This window comes from Salinicola sp. JS01, from assembly GCF_030284585.1.
Classification (GTDB): domain Bacteria; phylum Pseudomonadota; class Gammaproteobacteria; order Pseudomonadales; family Halomonadaceae; genus Salinicola.
The window spans coordinates 301303-318023 of the sequence record NZ_CP127244.1 but is presented as its reverse complement, the minus strand read 5'-3'; the positions used below and the strand labels follow the sequence as shown (position 1 = coordinate 318023).

Here is a 16721-nt window from a genome sequence, read left to right as displayed (position 1 = left end):
AATCAGAAGCAAAATTACCAGAGCTTGAATATGAACTGAAGCGCCGGAGGTTTTCTACGGAAAGCGGCTGCCTCCGTGTGCGATCACCTGATGCATAAAGCCGCGCCTATCGGGCCATGTGCAGTCTGCGCCGGCTCGATCTCAGCGCACGGCTGGGTGTAATCCGCTGCCCCACTCTGGTGGTGCATGGCGAGCGCGACCCGGCGCAGGGATACCTCCTGGCTAGCCGAAATACTGGGCGCCATTGATATCGACGATACTCCCCGAGACGAAGGCGGCACCGTCACTGGCCAGCCACAGCGCGGCCGAGGCGACGTCCTCGGGCACGCCGGCGCGTCCGGCGGGAATGCCGGCAACGGTGTCGCGCTTGGACGCTTCGCTGGTGAAGGTGGCATGGAACGGGGTCGCCTCGATGAACCCCGGCGCCAGCGCGTTGACGGTGATGCCGCGTGCGGCGACCTCCTTGGCCAGCCCGCGGGTGAAGCCGAACAGCGCGGCCTTGGCGGTGGCGTAGGCGGTGGCGCCAGGGTGTCCACCGTTGCGCCCGGCCAGCGACGACAGCGTGATGATGCGCCCGCCCTCGGCGCCGAACAGCGGCAGCAGATAGTGGGTCACCAGAAACACCGAGTCGACGTTGAGCGTCTGCACCTGGCGCCACAGGGTATAGGGCATCTCATCGATGCTCGAGCGCTGCACCAGACCGCCGGCGTTGTTGATCAGAATGTCGACCCGGCCGTATTCGGCCCGCAACCAGTCGGCGAACTCGGCCACCGCCGCCTCGTCGGTGACGTCGAGCGCCCGTGCCAGCGCCGGCTCACCCCCGCTGGCGCTGAGCGCCTCGAGTGCCGCGGCGTCAGGCTGATGGGAGCGATAGGTGACGACCACGCGGGCGCCGGCCGCCGCCAGTGCTCGGGCAATGGCGTAGCCGATACCCACGCCGCCACCGGTGATGACAGCGATACGGCCCTGCAGCTGTGATTCAGACATCGGTTCCTCCGGATGAAGCGCGAGTGATGGGCGCCGATACGCTCGCGCGAGCGCATCGGCGCCATAAGCTCAGGATAGCGCCAGATGGGAGTTGCGACGTCAGAGCGTGCGGGGCGTTTGGGTGTCAGGCTTCGACGTCGGCGAGCAGTCGCAGCCCCAGTGCCGGGCTGGCGCCACCGCGGGCCTGGGTGGCGATCCAGCCGGCGGCTTCGAGCTCGGCGGCGGCGCGACGCACCAGGGCATGCTCGATGCCCAGGTGACGCGACAGCTGCGCGCTGGAGAGCGACGGCTCGGCGACGTCATGCAGCGCGGCCAGTAGCAGCGCCGCCAGCGGGTCGAGTTCGGGGTGCGCCGCCTGGAGCGCCGTGAAGCGGCGCTCGAGGGCGACGACATCGAGCTCCGATGGCCCACGCTCAGGCAAGGCGGGCGCTCGCTGCCAGGCGCACGGCCACCGACTTCGATGCCGGGGTGTGGCTCTGCTCGCCCTTGTGGTCGAGCGGGATCAGCGGGTTGGTTTCCGGGTAGTAGGCGGCGGCGCAGCCGGCGGGCGTATCGTAGGCGACGATCTTGAAGCCATCGGCACGGCGCGTCACGCCGTCGTCCGACTCGCCGATCAGATCGACCCACTGCCCCACGGCAAACCCCAGCCGGTCGATATCCTCGGGATTGAGAAAGATCACCCGACGGCCGTTCTCGATGCCGCGATAACGGTCATCGTAGCCGTAGACCGTGGTGTTGTACTGGTCGTGCGAGCGCATCGTCTGCAGCGTGATCCAGCCCTCCCGGGCGGCGAGCCGCTGATGCATCACCTCGCCCGGCAGGGCGTCGTCGGAGAATTCCGCCTGGCCGCTGGCCGTCGGGAACTCACGGCGTGCCACCGGATTGGCCAGCCAGAAGCCCCGCGGCGCGCGCACCCGGGTGTTGAAGTCGTCGAACCCGGGAATCACCGCGGCGATGTGCTCGCGAATGCAGTCGTAATCCTCGCGCAGCGCCGCCCACTCAACGCTGTCGTCGTCACCGAACAGGCGCTCGGCGATACCGGTGAGGATCGCCACTTCCGAGCGCAGCGCCTTGTCCGCCGGGCGGTTGATGCCCGCCGAGCCGTGCACCATGCTCATCGAGTCCTCGACCGTGATCAGCTGCGCCTTGCCTGCCGCGTTGCGGTCGATCTCGCTGCGCCCCAGGCACGGCAGGATCAGCGCCTCGCGCCCGGTGATCAGATGGCTACGGTTGAGCTTGGTGCTGATGAAGGCGGTCAGCGCGCAGCTGGCCATCGCCTGCTCGGTGACACCGCTGTCGGAGATGGCGCGGGTGAAGTTGCCGGCCAGGCCGACGAACACCTTGCCCGGCTGGTCGCGCATCGCCTTGACCGCGGCCACCGAGTCGACCCCGTGATGGCGCGGCATGGGGCGCTGATAGTAGGCCTCCAGCGCGTCGAGCAGCGCATCCGCGGGCTTCTCGAAGATCCCCATGGTGCGGTCGCCCTGGACGTTGGAGTGGCCGCGCACCGGCGAGGTGCCGGCGCCGGGCTTGCCCAGGTTGCCGCCCAGCATCAGCAGATTGACGATCTCGCGTACGGTGGCCACCGAGTGCACGTGCTGGGTGATGCCCATGGCCCAGCAGGCGATGGTGGCACGCGAGCGGGCGTAGAGATCCGCGGCCTCGCGCATTTCACGCTCAGACAGCCCCGATTGGGCCTCGAGCTCGGCCCAATCGGTAGCCTCGACCCTCACCCGATAAGCCTCGAGATGCGCGGTGTGCGCGGCCAGGAAGGCGTGGTCGAGCACCGCCTCACCGGCGGCATCGCGCTCGAACAGCGCCTTGGCCATGCCGCGTACGGCGGCCATGTCACCGCCCAGCTTGGGACGGAAGTAAAAGGTGCTGATGCGATGGCTACCGTTGTGCAGCATCTCCAACGGCTTCTGCGGGTCGGCGAACTTCTCCAGTCCGCGCTCCTTGAGCGGGTTGAAGGAGACGATGGTGGCGCCGCGCTCGGCCGCTTCGCGCAGCACGCCGAGCATGCGCGGATGGTTGGTGCCGGGGTTCTGGCCGAACACGAAGATCGCCTCGGCGCGTTCGAAATCCTCCAGCCGCACACTGCCCTTGCCGGTACCAAGAGCCGCGTTGAGCGCCACACCGCTGGCCTCGTGGCACATGTTGGAGCAGTCCGGCAGGTTGTTGGTGCCGAAGCGCCGCGCCAGCAGCTGGAACACGTAGGCCGACTCGTTACCGGCCTTGCCCGAGGTATAGAAGATGGCGTCGTCGGGGGTCGGCAGCGCCTTGAGTTCCTGGGCTACCAGTGCGATTGCGTCCTCCCACGCGATCGGCTCGTAGTGATCGGTCTCGGCGTTGTAGCGCATCGGCTCCACCAGCCGCCCCTGGTCCTCGAGCTGGTAGTCGTCCCAGGTCTTGAGTTCGCTGACGCTGTGGCGGGCGAAGAACTCCCGCGTGACGCGCTTGGCGGTGGCTTCCCAGGTCACCGCCTTGACCCCGTTCTCGCAGAACTCGAACGACGAGCCGTGCTCCGGGTCGCCCCAGGCGCAGCCGGGGCAGTCGAAACCGTCGGGCTGGTTGAGCTTGAACAGCGAGCGCGCGTTGAGCGCCGGCGAGCGGCTGTGCCACAGATGCTTGCCCACCGACTTGAGCGCGCCCCAGCCGCCGGCCGGGTTGCGGTAGGAGAAGACCTTGGGATCGCGGGCAAGGCCCGCCTGCGGCGGCTCGTGGGAGGCCGGAGACTCAGGGGCTTGGCGAGACTGGGACATGGGGTTCCTTGCTGCGTGAAGGCGTGCGCTCGGCCGGATCATCAGCGCTCGCGCGGGGCACGCGCTGACGGGAGATCGCCTCGATGGAAGGGGCGAGACCGGCTGGCAATCGGGCCACGCGGGCGGGCGGTGCGGGATCGCGCCGGCGCCCAGGCACCGATTCATACCAAAGCCTAAGGTTAATACCAAAGTATAATACGAAAGCATAGTACGCCCGCTAACTAGTGGCTGTCGATACAGCCACCATTGAAGGCGTCAAGGCATGACTTATCGGCCCCGCGGCGGCGCGCTTGAGGGCGGCCGCCCGGGTCGACGGATCGGCATGGAGGAACGGCGTGGAGCCAGCGGGTCAGACCAGCGGGTCGAACGGATCAGCGGTCGCCTCGGCTCAACAGTTCGAGCCGGCGTCCACGGTGGCAGTTGATCAGGGTGAGATTGCAGGCGCGCGCCACTTCCACCGCCAGCCGCGAGGGGTAGGAAAGCGTCGCCAGGGTCGCGATACCCGCGCGCACGCTCTTCTGCACCAGTTCCAGGCTGCAGCGGCTCGAGGTCATCGCCCAGGCGGCCTGACGGCCCTGGCGCAATCCCTCGCCGATCACCTTGTCGAGCGCATTGTGACGCCCGATATCGCGCCCTGCGGCGATCAATTCGCCGTCGGCGGCGAAACTCAGGGCCAGGTGCATACCGCTCTCGGCGCGGTCTTGGAGCGCTGCAAGCCCGCTGCGCAGCGCCGCCGGCGCCGGTGGGTTGGCCGGTGCCAGTCGCGTCAGCCCGAACAGCAGCTGCGACTCCTCCTGCACGCCGCAGGCCCCGCAACCGCTGGTGGTAGTGGTGGCCCGCGCCTGCCCCGCCGCGCGCCGCTCGATCCGCGCCGCCACGTTCAGGCGCACGCGATGGCCATGGCGGCTGCTCTCGCAGGCGAGCGACGCGATATCGGCATAGCGGTCGATCACCCCTTCGCTGAAGGCGAACCCCACGGCCAGCGCTTCGAGCTGATCCGGCGTCGCCAGCACGGTGGCGTAGGCGGTGTCGTTGAAGAGAATCGAAACCGGGCGCTCCTGCGGCCCCGGCAGTTCCCCGAGATCGGTCTCGCTGCTGTCGAGGTAAGCGTCGGTAGCGCCACTGCCCTCGGGCGATGGATCGGTATGGGGCGTGGCGTGAGGTGAATCTGGCATCATCGGCTGTCGCAGCTCTCCACGGTAAACACGGATCGAACCGCGCAAAATTCGGTGGGTGATTGGGGGGTGTGCGCAGAGATCGAGCGTAGCGGAGAAGTCGACCGGAGGGATAGCCCCAAGGCGCGCTGTGCCCAGCGTATCCTCGGCACGGCAAGGAAGGCGACGACGCGCGCACAGCCAGAGCGTCCGGCGGCTCGCCGCCGGACGCCTCTCACCTCAGTTGGCGGCGTCCTGTACCGCTTCGCCACCCTCTTCGATGTCCTGGCCCGCACCGCTGACGGTGTTGCAGCCGGACAGGATACCGGCGCCCAGCAGGGCGAGCAGAGACAGCGCAATCAGTCGTTTCATCGTTGTCGTCCTCCATAACGTTTGTTGGCGAGTGGCCCGAGATGCCACCGAGGCCGGATTCTGGCCGACCCACTGTCAACATAGCAGAGGCGACCCCGCTGCGCGCTGTCTACCCGCCAACGCCCCGCCGTGGCCGCGACGCTCGGCGTCACGGCGCTCGACGTCGCGGCGTAGCCGCCCGTAGAGTAGGCGCTTTCTGCCGCCGATCCCCGGAGCCGACATGCCGACCTTCACCCTCGACCCGCGCCTCGAACAGGACAGCCTGCACGTCATCGACCTGACGCTGTGCCAACTGCGCCTGAGCCGCGACGCCCGCTACCCCTGGGCGATCCTGATTCCGCGCCGCTCCGAGGTGGTCGAGCTCTACCACCTCGATAGCGAGGCGCAGGCCCAGCTCTGGCACGAAGGCACGCGCCTGGGCGAGGCGATGATGGGCCACTACGGCGGTGACAAGCTCAATGTGGCGACGCTGGGTAACATGGTGCCGCAGCTGCATCTGCACGTAATCGTGCGCACCCGCGGAGACGACGCCTGGCCGGGGCCGGTGTGGGGCCAGGGCGAGCCGCGCGCCTATACCGAAGCCGCCCTAGAAAGCCGACGCAACGAGCTCGAACAGCTGGCTCTCGGAGCCGGCCTCCTCGATTGAACTCAGGAGGCGTCGCGCGCGCCCGGCAATAGAGGCGAACCCGCGGCCGCCCCCGGTGTGCCCAGGAAGGGCGCGCCGGGGGGCGGGCCCTGCTGCCACTGGGCCAGGGTGAGCGAGAGCCCCAGCGCCAGGATCACAGCGCCACCGGCAAAGCCGACCCAGGCGCCCCACGGCCGTCGCCCGGAGAGCGGCGCCAGCCGCCGTTGGGTCCACTCCCGCGCCAGCACGCTCGCCAGCGCCAGCGACGACACTGTCAGCGCCGTGCCCAGCGACATCGCCAGCACCGCCACCACACCCTTGCCGAATTGATCCAGCAGCGCCGAGGCGCCCAGCAGCAGTACCGCGCCGCTGCAGGGGCGAATGCCGATGGAGAGCACCGTCAGCGCCGCCGTGCCCCAGGTCTGGGCGCGCTGGGGTGAAACGTGATGGTCATGGCCACAGCCGCAGCCTGCACCGTGATCATGACCCGATTCATGGGCGTCATGGTGGCCATGAGCGTGAGCGGACGCCGCTCCAGGGGCGGCATGCCAGCGCCACAGCCGACGCAGCGAGCGCCAGCACAGCCACAGCCCGACCAGCGCCACCATCACGAAGCTCGCCAGTTCCGCCTGATCGACGCTGGCCATCGCCTCACGAGTCAGCCAACCGAGCCCGAACACCAGCACCGCGACCAGGGCGATCGCCACCAGCCCCTGCAGCAGCGAGGCGAGCGCGGAGAGCACGATGGCGCGCCGCCAGGCCCCACCCTGGGAGGCGAGATAGGTGCTCAGCACCACCTTGCCGTGACCCGGCCCGGCGGCGTGGAAAACGCCGTAGCCGAAGCTGACGCCGAGCAGCACGCTCCAGGTGGTAAGCCCCGGGGCGCGGTCGATGGCGGTGATCGCCTCGGTCAGGGCGTGATAGAGATCGCGCTGCCACAGCACCACCTGCACCGCTGCCTGCTGCCACCAGCCGAGCCAATAGATCGTTGCGGCGGCGAGTAGCACGCCGCCCAGGGCCAGCGCCACGCTGCGCCAGGGGCTCAGCCGGGACATCGAATCTCTCCGGTTTCGGCGAAGAAGCGCCCCAGGTTGGGCTCGCCGGTGTCGCTCTTGTCGAGCATCGCCGCTTCCATCACCTTCTGCGGATCGGGTTTGGCCTTGACGACACGCGTGGTGCAACCGGGCGGTGCGCGATCCAGGGTGAGCGCCTCGGGTAAAGGCTGGGAACCGTCGGCGTTGGCCTCGTGGACCATCTCGATATAGTAGGTAGGGTCGAAGACGCGGTAGCGCAGCAGATGCCCGCCCAGCGCCACCGGCTGGGCCAGCGGCAGCACGAACTCGAACACCAGCCGCTCGCCGTCGATCTCGGTGTTGGTGTCGACCACCTCGCCCTGGGCCAGCTCGCGGCCGTCGAAATCGATCCAGGTCAGGTTGTGCTGGGTGGCGAGGTTGTTGCGGATCTCGCCGCCCAGGGCATCCAGCCGCACCGCCATGCTGCTGTCGTCATCGACGCTGGCCAGCTCCTCCATCACCACCTGGCTATAGAAGGGGTCCATGCGCCACTGCTGGCGCAGCGCCTCCAGTCGCCCTTGGGCATCGAACTCACCGCGCACGCTGATATCGACCCAGCCGTGAGGATGAGCCGAAGCCAGCGGCGCCCAGCCCAGCATGCTCAGCCCCAGGCCGATGCCCAGGCTCAGGCGCCAGCCCCGTTGCAGGCTCTGACCCAACAAACCCTGGCTCGACCCCAGTCGAGCCCGATGACGCTGATCTGCGTACGACTCGCGGTTCACGGCAGCAGCCCCAGGCGGCGCTGCACGTCGATGAACAGCGGATCGAGCGACACGGCGTCCAGCGGCTGGCCGCCGCGGCGACCGCTCAGGGTGAGATAGGTATCCCCGTTCTGCAGCACCAGCCCCGGCGGGCGCTGGCTGCCGCCGGTCACCTCGGCGTGTATCTCGTAGCCGCTGCGCGAGGCGAGCACCGCATCGATCTGGCGCAGGTCGCCGTCGGCCTGACGAATCACGAAGCCGCGCTCGGCGAGCATCGCCAGCGTCGCGCGCAGAGTGGCATCCTCGCTGGCGGTGACAGCGATACTGCGCGGCTGTGCCGGCGGGTTCACCGCGCAGCCGGCGAGCCCCAGCAGTAAAATCAGCGTCAGCGAAAGCCCACGGCGCGGGATACTAGGTAAGCGGGGACTCATGGGCTTGCTCCTGGCGCGGCCGAGGCCGCCAGCTGGGACTCGATCGACTGGCGCAGCTGGGCGCAGAAGCCGGGCTGATTGTAGCTGCGGGCATCGATCAGATAGCCGTTGTGGTCGACCACCACCGAATCGCGATCGACGTAGGTGGTCGCCTCGGGCGTGACCACCGAGACCCGCTCGATCTGCACCGGGTCGGTGTTGTAGCCACCGCCGAAACCCTGGAACACCCCCAGCGAGTAGCCGTGGCTACCGCCGAGACCGAAGCCGCCCCAGAACCCGGTACGCCCGAAGGGGCTGTCGACCGCCCCCAGCCCGGGCTGGGCGGTACGCCGCTCGGCGCTGACCAGGCCCAGCTTGGCGTCGGTATCGAGCACTTGATAGCCCTGCTGCTCCAGCGCCTGACGGGTAGCGCGCAGACGCGCCAGGGTTTCCCCGGTGGCCGACCACTGACAGGCGGCGGGCAGTGAATCCGAGCGCGTGGCGGCGAGCGGCTCCGGCGCGGCCAGCGACTGACAGCCGCTGGTCAGCGCCACCACCGCGCCGACCACGAACCAGCCAGAGGGCCTGGGGCGCGTCGCGTGGGACAGCCGGTGACGCCAGGATGATGGTTTCATGGCACTCTCCTCGAGAGGCAACGGCGAACAGCGTGAGCATGACAGTTGGTCTGTCGTCGGTCCATGTCCATTAGGCTTTGTACGAAAACTGTCTGCGCTCGACAATACGGCGTCAAAAATCGTCTCACTGAACAACGTTCAGAACGTCCGTAGGACGGCCCGAAGGGCGAGCGGAGCGAGTCACATGCTCATTTACACCCAGTAAACTCCGCTTTTCGCCAATTTTTTCCTTGCCTTGTCTTCGCTCGCCGACTTTTCGTGCAAGGCCTGGGCGTTTCTGAAAACGGTCTTCGCCCCGCCGCGGGCGGGGCCGTCGCCGCGGGCGGCGAACGGCGCTATGCTGGTCGCGCCGCCCTACCACGCCCAGGCCTGCACCCACGTCCGCACCCACGCCGTCAGCCATAGCCGAGGATTCGATGAAGATCGTCATTGCTCCCGACAGTTACAAGGACGCGCTCAGCGCCCGCGAGGCCGCTGCCGCCGTGGCCCGCGGTATCGCCCGCGAGTGGCCCGAAGCGAACCTGCACGAGTGCCCAATGGGCGATGGCGGCGAAGGCACGCTGGATGCGCTGCTCGCGGCCACCGGCGCCGAGCGCCGCCGCGCGCGGGTGCAGGATGCCCTGGGGCGCCCGGCGGAGGCGAGCTGGGGCTGGCTCGCCGAGTCGCGCACCGCCTTCATCGAACTGGCAGAAGCGAGCGGACTGCAGGCCCTGACCCGGGATGAACGCACCGCCCTGCACAGCACCACCTACGGGGTCGGCGAGCTGATCCTGGCCGCGCTGGACGCCGGCGCCCGTCACCTGGTGCTGACCCTGGGCGGCAGCGCCACCAACGACGCCGGTGCCGGCATGCTGGTGGCCCTCGGCGCCCGCCTGCTGGACGAAGACGGCCAACCGCTGCCAGCGGGCGGCGCGGCACTGGCGGCACTGGCGACACTCGATCTCGCGGGCCTCGACCCGCGGCTCGCCCAATTGACGGTTCAGACCGCCGTCGACGTCGATAACCCGCTGCTCGGCCCGCGCGGCGCCAGCGCCATCTTCGGCCCACAGAAAGGCGCCAGCGACGCCGACGTCGAAAGCTTGGACGCCGCACTCGCCCACTTCGCCGACCACGCCGCCCGCGTCCTCGGCGAAGACCACCGCGAGCTGCCCGGTGCTGGCGCCGCCGGCGGCATGGGCTTCGCCGCCCGCGCCTTTCTGGGTGCGGAACTGCGCCCCGGGATCGAGCTGGTCATGGCGCAGGTGGGGTTCGACGCGCTGCTCGCCGACGCCGACTGGGTGATCACCGGCGAGGGCCAGCTCGACGGCCAGAGCCTCTCCGGCAAGACGCCGATCGGCATCGCCCGGCGCGCGCAGCAGCACGGGGTACCCAGCGTGGTGCTAGCCGGGCGTCTGGGCGAAGGCTGGCAGGCGGCCTTCGACCACGGCGTCACCGCCGCCTTCGCCCTCGCCGACGGCCCGCTCAGCCTCGACGCCGCGCTGAGCCGCTGCGCCGCCCTGCTGGAGGACAACGCCCGCAGCCTGGCCCGGGTGTGGCGCGCAGAGCGCGAGCGTACCTGAGAGGGTGTCACCTTCCCCGAGACGGCTCGGATAGTCGCCGCCTATGCCGGCCATACCCAGGCTTGGCTGGGCAGCGGCGGCATAGCGGCATACACTTTGGTCGCGCTCATCTCTTTTAAGGAGGAATGTCATGTCGGATACCAATGCCATCGGCCTGCACGCATCCGCAGCCGAACAGCTCGCCGAGAAGCTCAACGCGCTGCTGGCCAACTATCAGATCTTCTATATGAACGTTCGCGGCTACCACTGGAACGTCAAGGGTGAGCAGTTCTTCGAGCTGCACGCCAAGTTCGAGGAGATCTACACCGACCTGCTGACCAAGGTCGACGAGGTCGCCGAGCGTATCCTGACCCTGGGCTATCAGCCGCTGCACGCCTACAGCGACTACTTCGCGGTATCGAAGATCCAGGAAGACACCAAGGTCTCCGACGGCAAGCAGTGCGTGCGCGGTCTGGTGACGGGTCTGCAGGTGCTGATCGAGCTTCAGCGCGACCTCCTCTCGCAGGCCAGCGACGCCGACGATGAAGGCACCGCCTCACTGGCCAGCGACTATATCCGCGAGCAGGAGAAGACGGTCTGGATGCTCAACGCCTATCTCGGCTGACGCGTTCACGCTCTCTTGCGCTGCTGCCATCGATGCCGCCCTACGGGGCGGCATCGTCTTTTGGGCCCGGTTTATCTCGCCGATAGCCGAGTTTAATTAAACTTCGCCCTTGCCCCGCCGATGTTATGCGGTACCCACCATGAGCTTTGCCGAGCGGCAGGCTCGCGGCCCTCATCCCGCTCCGCGGAGGCACTGCATGTCCCTGGAAACTTCTGCTTCTGGCACCGACTCGATCACCGCGCCGCCGCTGGAGGCGCTGTGGCAGGCGGTCAACCGCTCCCAGGCCGTGATCGAGTTCGATCTCGATGGCCACGTGCTCGACGCCAATGCGCGCTTTCTCGAGGCCATGGGCTATCGCCGCGACGAGGTCATCGGCCAGCATCACCGCCTGTTCTGCGACGAGCGCCATGCCCAGAGCCGCGCTTATCAGGAGTTCTGGGGGCGCCTGGGGCGCGGCGAGTTCGTCAGCGGCGAGTTCAAGCGCCTCAACCGCCAGGGCGAAGAGGTCTGGCTGCAGGCGACCTACAACCCGGTGCTCGATGGCGAGGGCAAGCCGCACAAGGTGATCAAGCTGGCCACGGACATCACCCTGCAGAAGCGCGCGGTCGCCGAGTACGAGGGCAAGGTCAAGGCGATCGATCGCGCCCAGGCGGTGATCGAGTTCGATCTCGACGGTCATGTGCTCACCGCCAACCAGCACTTTCTCGATACCGTGGGCTACACCCTGGAGGAGATCGAGGGTCGCCACCACGCGCTGTTCTGTCAGCCGGAGTACGCCAAGAGCGACGAATACCGTCAGTTCTGGGCGCGCCTGCGCCAGGGCGAGTTCTACAGCGGCGAGTTCCGCCGTCTCGACAAGCATGGCCGTGACATCTGGCTGCAGGCCACCTACAACCCGATCCTCGACGCCGGCGGACGCCCCTACAAGGTGGTCAAGTTCGCCCACGACGTCACCGCCGAGCGCCAGCGCAACGCCGAGTTCAAAGGCCGGATCAACGCCATCGACCGCGCCCAGGCGGTGATCGAGTTCGATCTCAAGGGCAATATTCTCGCCGCCAACCAGAACTTCCTCGACACGTTGGGCTATCACGCCGACGAGATCGAGGGCCAGCATCACCGCATGTTCTGTGCCCCCGACCATGTGGTCAGCCGCGAGTATCGCGACTTCTGGCTGGCGCTGAGTCGCGGTGAGCTGTTCGACGGCCGCTTCATGCGCCTGGGCAAGCATGGCCGCCGGGTCTGGATCCAGGCGACCTACAACCCGATCTTCGATGCCGACGGCAAGCCCTACAAGGTGATCAAGTTCGCCACCGACATCACCGCCGAGGTCGAGCTGGAAGAACACATCCAGGCCCAGACCGAGGCCATGAGCCAGTCGATCCATGCGCTTAACGCCTCCATCGCCTCGATCGCCGAGAACACCCAGCTGACCCGTTCGCTGGCCCGCGAGACCCAGCAGGAGGCCAATCGCGGCACCCAGTCGCTGAACGACTCGCGCGAGGCGATGGCGGCGATCCAGAAGTCTTCCGAGGATATCGATGCGATCGTCAAAGTGATCGGCGAGATCGCCTCCCAGACCAACCTGCTGGCGTTCAACGCCGCCATCGAGGCCGCCCGCGCCGGTGAGCACGGCCTGGGCTTCTCGGTGGTCGCCGACGAGGTGCGCAAGCTGGCCGAGAAGTCCGCCGACGCCACGCGCCAGATCAACCGTCTGCTGGGCGAGTCGCTCAAGCGCATCGACAGCGGCAACAGCGTGACCCAGCGCGCCACCGACTCCTTCGCACGCATCGTCGAGGGCGTGGCCCAGACCACCGACTCGATCGAGGAGATCGCCACCACCGCCAGCGCCCAGCTCGAGACCGCCAACCGGGTCGACGGCGCGATTCGTGAACTGGCGCGGGCGACCCGCGGCGAGGAGCGGGCCAGATTATGAGCGGGCAAATCTTCGGCATCCTGCGCGTCGGGGCCGCGGATGTCGCCCTCGATGCCCACGTGCTGCGCGAGGTGGTACGCCTGGAGCGCTTGCCGCCACCGCGCCCGCGAGCGCCGGCCTGGTCGCGGGGCACGCTGTCGCTGCGCGGCCAGCCGCTACCGCTGGTCGATCTAGCGCGGCTGCTGCAGCTCGATCATGATTCGCCTCTCGAGCCCCTGCGCGAGGGACGGCATGATCCCCAGGCCAGCTTCGTCGCCGTGGTGGCGCATCGCGGCGCGCGGTTCGGGCTGTGCGTGACTCAGATCGTCGACGTGATCGAGGTGGGGCCGCATCAGCAGCATGCGGTGAGCCAGGGCGACGGCAGCACGCTGGCGCTGACGCCTTCGCTGATCGATCACCCGAGCCTGGCACACCCGGCTTACCGGCTCGACCTGGATGCGCTGTTCGCGTTGGAAGAGATGGTCGCGGTGACACCGGCGGCGGCACGGACCGAGCACCAGTCGTCCGAGGCCTCGGGGTTGCCGACAGTCACCAGTGACGCCACGCCGACGCTAATCAACGCTCGGCGCTGGCTGATCGTGGAGAGCGGCGGCCAGGCGCTGGCACTGGATACCGCGATCGTCGGCGAGGTCGCCAACTGCCCCGAGATCGAACCGCCGCCGATCGAGCTCGACGCCTACCTCGGCAACGTCACCCTGCGCGGTGCGCGGCTGCCGCTGTTCGACCCCGGCGAGTTGATCGGCCGCGCGCCCCAATGGGCGCGCCCCAGCTACATGGTAGTGCTCGATGGGCCCGAGGGGCGTCTGGCACTGGCCCTGGAGCACGTCGCCGCGCTCAGCGCCGACGCCACCCTGTCACCGGCCGGCCCGGGCCAGGCAGCGGCAGTGGCCGGTCTGGTCGTCGCGCCCTCGGGACGCGATGCGCTGGCGCTCGATCACCGGGTGCTGCTGTCGGCGCTCAATCTGAGAGCCCTGGCGCGCCTGCACGCGCGGCTCGACGGTGCCCAGGCAGGCAGCTCGGCCGCCGAGCATCGACCCCGGCAGCGCTTCGCGCTGGTGCGCTTCAACTGCGCGGGCGACTACACCACCCTGCTCGACCAGCTCGATGCCGTCGATACGGCCCCCACCGACTATCTCGCCAGCGGTGGCGACCCGCGCTTCGTTGGCGTGTGGCGCCGTCAGGGGCGCAGCGTGGCCCTGGTCGACCTGCGTCGTCTGCTGGGCCGCGACGCCTCGCGCCCGCCCCAGCACGTGCTGATCGCCGATAGCGGCCAGGGGCTGATCGGCTTTCTCACCGACGCGGTGCAGCGCATCGATTACGTCGAGGCGGCCGAGGAGAGCCTGGTGGTGCGCTGGCGCGGCGACATCGACCCCGAGGCCCCGGCGATCGAGCGCGCCAAGCGGCTGATCGCCCTCGGCAGCGGCGCGCACCACCAGGTGATGGCGATGATCTGTCTGCAGGGACTGGCGATCGACCTGGCAGCGAGCAGCGCGGCGCCGACGAACGCCACCGAGTCCGTCTAGTCCGGCCCGCTTGCGTCCGAGCGGCCCGACATGCGGGCCGCGGCGGTGCTATCGGCGTCGCCGGTGCGCGTTGCGTCTTCGGCGCGCTCGCCGTGCTTATCCACGCGATCCGCAAAAGCGCTGGCATCGGCCCCGCCGGGCGCGGTGCGATCGAGCGCCGCCTCGTCGGCATCCGCTCCGGCCTCCCGGGTCAGATGGTCGGGCAGCGCGCGCTTCATGCGCACACCGAGCTTCTCCAGCGCCAGCGCCTGACCGACCAGGCTGCCCTGGCCGGTGGCGAGCCGCCCCATGGCCTGATCGTAGCTGCCCCGGGCACGGCCCAGATGACGCCCGACATCCTCGAGGCTCGAGACGAACCCCTGGAACTTGTCGAGCAGCTTGCCGGCACGCTCGGCGATATGGCGCGCGTTTTCGTTCTGGCGTTCCAGATTCCACAGGCTCGCCACGGTACGCAGACTGGCCAGCAGCGTGGTCGGGGTGACCACCACGATGTCGCGCGAGAAGGCGTCCTGAAACAGCGTGTCATCGAACTGGAAGGCGACCGCAAAGGCCGGCTCGATGGGCATGAACAGAAACACGAAATCCGGCGAGCGCAGCCCCGGCAGACGCGGGTAGTCGCGCCCCGCCAGGCCGTCGATATGCGCGCGGATCGCCTGCACGTGGGCGCGCAGCGCCTGCTCGCGCTCGGCATCGTCCTCGGCGTTGACGTAGCGCACATAGGCGTTGAGCGAGACCTTGGCGTCGACGATCAGATGCTTGTCGTCGGGCAGATAGATCACCGCGTCGGGGCGCTGACGGCCCTGCTCGCCCTCGATCGAGACCTCGCGGCGATACTCGATGTCGCGGCGCAGCCCGGAGCGTTCGAGCACCGACTCCAGCATCACCTCGCCCCAGTTGCCCTGCATCTTCTTGTCGCCCTTGAGCGCCCGGGTCAGGTTGGCGGCCTCTTCGGTGATCTGGCGGTTGAGAGTGGCGAGCTGGTCGATCTGCACCTTGAGCGTGGTGCGCTCGCGCACCTCCTCACCATGGATCTCCTCGAGCCGCTGGCGAAAGCCGCTGACCTGCTCGCGGAAGGGCTTGAGCAGCGCTTCGAGGCTATCGCGGCTCTGGGCGCTGTAGGCACGCTGGCGCTCGTCGAAGATCCGCCCCGCCAGCGCCTCGAATTCCTGTGCCAGACGCGCCTTGGTCTGCTCCAGAAGCTCCAGGCGCTCGGCGTGCTGGCGCTGCTGCTGCTCGTTCAAGGTCTCGAGCCGGCCGTAGCGCTCGCGCAGATCCGCCAGACGCGCATTGAGGCTCTCCACCTGCTGATCGCGCTGGGCCAACTGGCGCTTGAGCTCGGCCTCGCGCTCGCGCAGCTCGTCCTGCTGGGCATCGCTCTGGGCCAGCTCCTGTTCCAGGCGTTGGCGCTGGCTCTCCGCCTCGCGCAGCCGTGCACCGAGCCCCTCTGCCCTCGTCCGCGTCTGGCGCCATTGCCACAGCGCCATACCGCCAGCCAGCGCCAGCACACCGACCAGCCCCCAGACGAGCGTCAGCGTGTGCGTGTTCATCGCGCTCTCCCTCCGCTCATGTGTTGCATGATTTTACCGCCGCCCGCCAGGACCGGCTTGCACTCTCGCCCTCATGTTCCACACTGAGGGGCGGGCAACACGTGGACCGGGATGGCCCACGTGCCCACACACTCCATGACACATCACGACCAGGAGGTCACGATGGCTCAGCAACTCAACGGTAAACGCGTCGCCATTCTCGCCGCCGACGGCTTCGAGGAGTCCGAACTTGCCTCGCCCCGCGCCGCACTGCAAGGCCAGGGCGTGGAAACGCACGTCATCACCCCGGACGGCAAGGGCATTCGCGCGTGGGCCGAGACCGAGTGGGGTGACACCTACGAGGCCGACAAGGCACTCGATGCCGCCGACCCCAGCGACTACCACGCGCTGGTGTTGCCGGGCGGTCTGTTCAACCCGGACACCCTGCGCATCAACGACAAGGCGCTGGCCTTCGTCAAGGCGTTCTTCGAGGCCGGCAAGCCGGTCGCGGCGATCTGCCATGCGCCCTGGATCCTGATCAACGCCGGTGTGGTCGAAGGGCGCAAGCTCACCTCGGTGCCCTCGGTCGCGCAGGATCTCAAGAACGCCGGTGCCCACTGGGTGGACGAATCGGTGGTGGTCGACAGCGGCTTCGTCACCAGCCGCACGCCGAAGGATCTCGATGCCTTCAACGCCAAGCTGCTCGAGGAACTGGCCGAAGGCCGGCACAGCCAGCAGCACGCCTGAGCGTCATCCCGCACGAGACCGAACGCCCGCCGCCAGGCGGGCGTTTTCGTGTGCTTTGCGGGATCGCCCGAGGCTTCCCATACTCAAGGCACTCGATTCAGGAACTGCCA

General features: G+C 68.5%; 16 protein-coding genes. 6 read left to right on the top strand and 10 right to left on the bottom strand.

Annotated elements, in window-relative coordinates; all coding sequences use genetic code 11:
* Window positions 1–222 precede the first annotated feature (222 nt).
* From QO259_RS01630 to QO259_RS01610, 5 genes are all read right to left on the bottom strand, one after another.
* The gene (locus QO259_RS01630) at window positions 223–987 is read right to left on the bottom strand and encodes an SDR family NAD(P)-dependent oxidoreductase (RefSeq protein WP_285951553.1); all 765 of its coding nucleotides are present in this window, start codon (window positions 985–987) and stop codon (window positions 223–225) included.
* A gap of 124 nt (window positions 988–1111) precedes the next feature.
* Entirely contained in the window at window positions 1112–1408 is a 297-nt protein-coding gene (locus QO259_RS01625; RefSeq protein ID WP_285951552.1) for a MarR family transcriptional regulator, read from the bottom strand.
* Window positions 1401–3749, bottom strand: coding sequence for an FdhF/YdeP family oxidoreductase (locus QO259_RS01620; protein WP_285951551.1), 2349 nt, complete (start codon window positions 3747–3749; stop codon window positions 1401–1403). Before QO259_RS01620 ends, QO259_RS01625 begins: the two co-directional genes overlap by 8 nt.
* Before the next feature lie 371 nt (window positions 3750–4120).
* Window positions 4121–4924 (bottom strand): formate dehydrogenase accessory sulfurtransferase FdhD, encoded by an 804-nt coding sequence (locus QO259_RS01615; RefSeq protein WP_285951550.1) that lies wholly within the window; start codon window positions 4922–4924, stop codon window positions 4121–4123.
* A gap of 219 nt (window positions 4925–5143) precedes the next feature.
* Complete coding sequence (locus tag QO259_RS01610) at window positions 5144–5275, bottom strand: entericidin A/B family lipoprotein (protein ID WP_035475804.1); 132 nt, start codon at window positions 5273–5275, stop codon at window positions 5144–5146.
* A gap of 220 nt (window positions 5276–5495) precedes the next feature.
* On the opposite strand from QO259_RS01610, the gene QO259_RS01605 reads away from it, so the two are divergent.
* On the top strand, window positions 5496–5921 hold the full coding sequence (locus tag QO259_RS01605) for an HIT domain-containing protein (protein WP_207034332.1): 426 nt from the start codon (window positions 5496–5498) through the stop codon (window positions 5919–5921).
* 2 nt (window positions 5922–5923) lie between these two features.
* On the opposite strand, the gene QO259_RS01600 is transcribed toward QO259_RS01605, so the two are convergent.
* Genes QO259_RS01600 through QO259_RS01585 form a run of 4 tightly spaced genes read right to left on the bottom strand, consistent with a single transcriptional unit; the run spans window position 5924 to window position 8719 of the window.
* The gene (locus QO259_RS01600; RefSeq protein ID WP_285951549.1) at window positions 5924–6955 is read right to left on the bottom strand and encodes a nickel/cobalt transporter; all 1032 of its coding nucleotides are present in this window, start codon (window positions 6953–6955) and stop codon (window positions 5924–5926) included.
* Window positions 6943–7635 (bottom strand): DUF1007 family protein, encoded by a 693-nt coding sequence (locus tag QO259_RS01595; RefSeq protein ID WP_285951548.1) that lies wholly within the window; start codon window positions 7633–7635, stop codon window positions 6943–6945. Before QO259_RS01595 ends, QO259_RS01600 begins: the two co-directional genes overlap by 13 nt.
* Window positions 7636–7691: 56 nt before the next feature.
* On the bottom strand, window positions 7692–8105 hold the full coding sequence (locus tag QO259_RS01590; RefSeq protein WP_207034335.1) for a hypothetical protein: 414 nt from the start codon (window positions 8103–8105) through the stop codon (window positions 7692–7694).
* Window positions 8102–8719 carry a hypothetical protein gene (locus QO259_RS01585; RefSeq protein ID WP_285951547.1) on the bottom strand — a complete coding sequence of 206 codons (618 nt, stop codon included), beginning with the start codon at window positions 8717–8719 and terminating at the stop codon, window positions 8102–8104. Before QO259_RS01585 ends, QO259_RS01590 begins: the two co-directional genes overlap by 4 nt.
* Before the next feature lie 416 nt (window positions 8720–9135).
* Between QO259_RS01585 and QO259_RS01580 the strand changes: the two genes are divergently transcribed.
* The 4 genes from QO259_RS01580 to QO259_RS01565 all read left to right on the top strand — a co-directional run bounded on the left by QO259_RS01580 (window position 9136) and on the right by QO259_RS01565 (window position 14338).
* The gene (locus tag QO259_RS01580; protein WP_285951546.1) at window positions 9136–10278 is read left to right on the top strand and encodes a glycerate kinase; all 1143 of its coding nucleotides are present in this window, start codon (window positions 9136–9138) and stop codon (window positions 10276–10278) included.
* A gap of 130 nt (window positions 10279–10408) precedes the next feature.
* The gene (locus tag QO259_RS01575) at window positions 10409–10882 is read left to right on the top strand and encodes a Dps family protein (protein WP_035475788.1); all 474 of its coding nucleotides are present in this window, start codon (window positions 10409–10411) and stop codon (window positions 10880–10882) included.
* A 196-nt stretch (window positions 10883–11078) separates the two neighbouring features.
* Window positions 11079–12815, top strand: a complete 1737-nt coding sequence (locus QO259_RS01570) for a methyl-accepting chemotaxis protein (protein WP_285951545.1) — start codon at window positions 11079–11081, stop codon at window positions 12813–12815.
* Window positions 12812–14338 (top strand): chemotaxis protein CheW, encoded by a 1527-nt coding sequence (locus QO259_RS01565; protein ID WP_285951544.1) that lies wholly within the window; start codon window positions 12812–12814, stop codon window positions 14336–14338. Before QO259_RS01570 ends, QO259_RS01565 begins: the two co-directional genes overlap by 4 nt.
* On the opposite strand, the gene QO259_RS01560 is transcribed toward QO259_RS01565, so the two are convergent.
* A complete protein-coding gene (locus tag QO259_RS01560) occupies window positions 14335–15885 on the bottom strand; it encodes a DNA recombination protein RmuC (protein ID WP_285951543.1) in 1551 nt (516 codons plus the stop codon). The two genes, QO259_RS01565 and QO259_RS01560, sit on opposite strands and share 4 nt — an antisense overlap.
* A 162-nt stretch (window positions 15886–16047) precedes the next feature.
* Between QO259_RS01560 and QO259_RS01555 the strand changes: the two genes are divergently transcribed.
* Window positions 16048–16611 (top strand): type 1 glutamine amidotransferase domain-containing protein, encoded by a 564-nt coding sequence (locus QO259_RS01555; protein WP_035475782.1) that lies wholly within the window; start codon window positions 16048–16050, stop codon window positions 16609–16611.
* The last annotated feature ends 110 nt before the right edge of the window (window positions 16612–16721 follow it).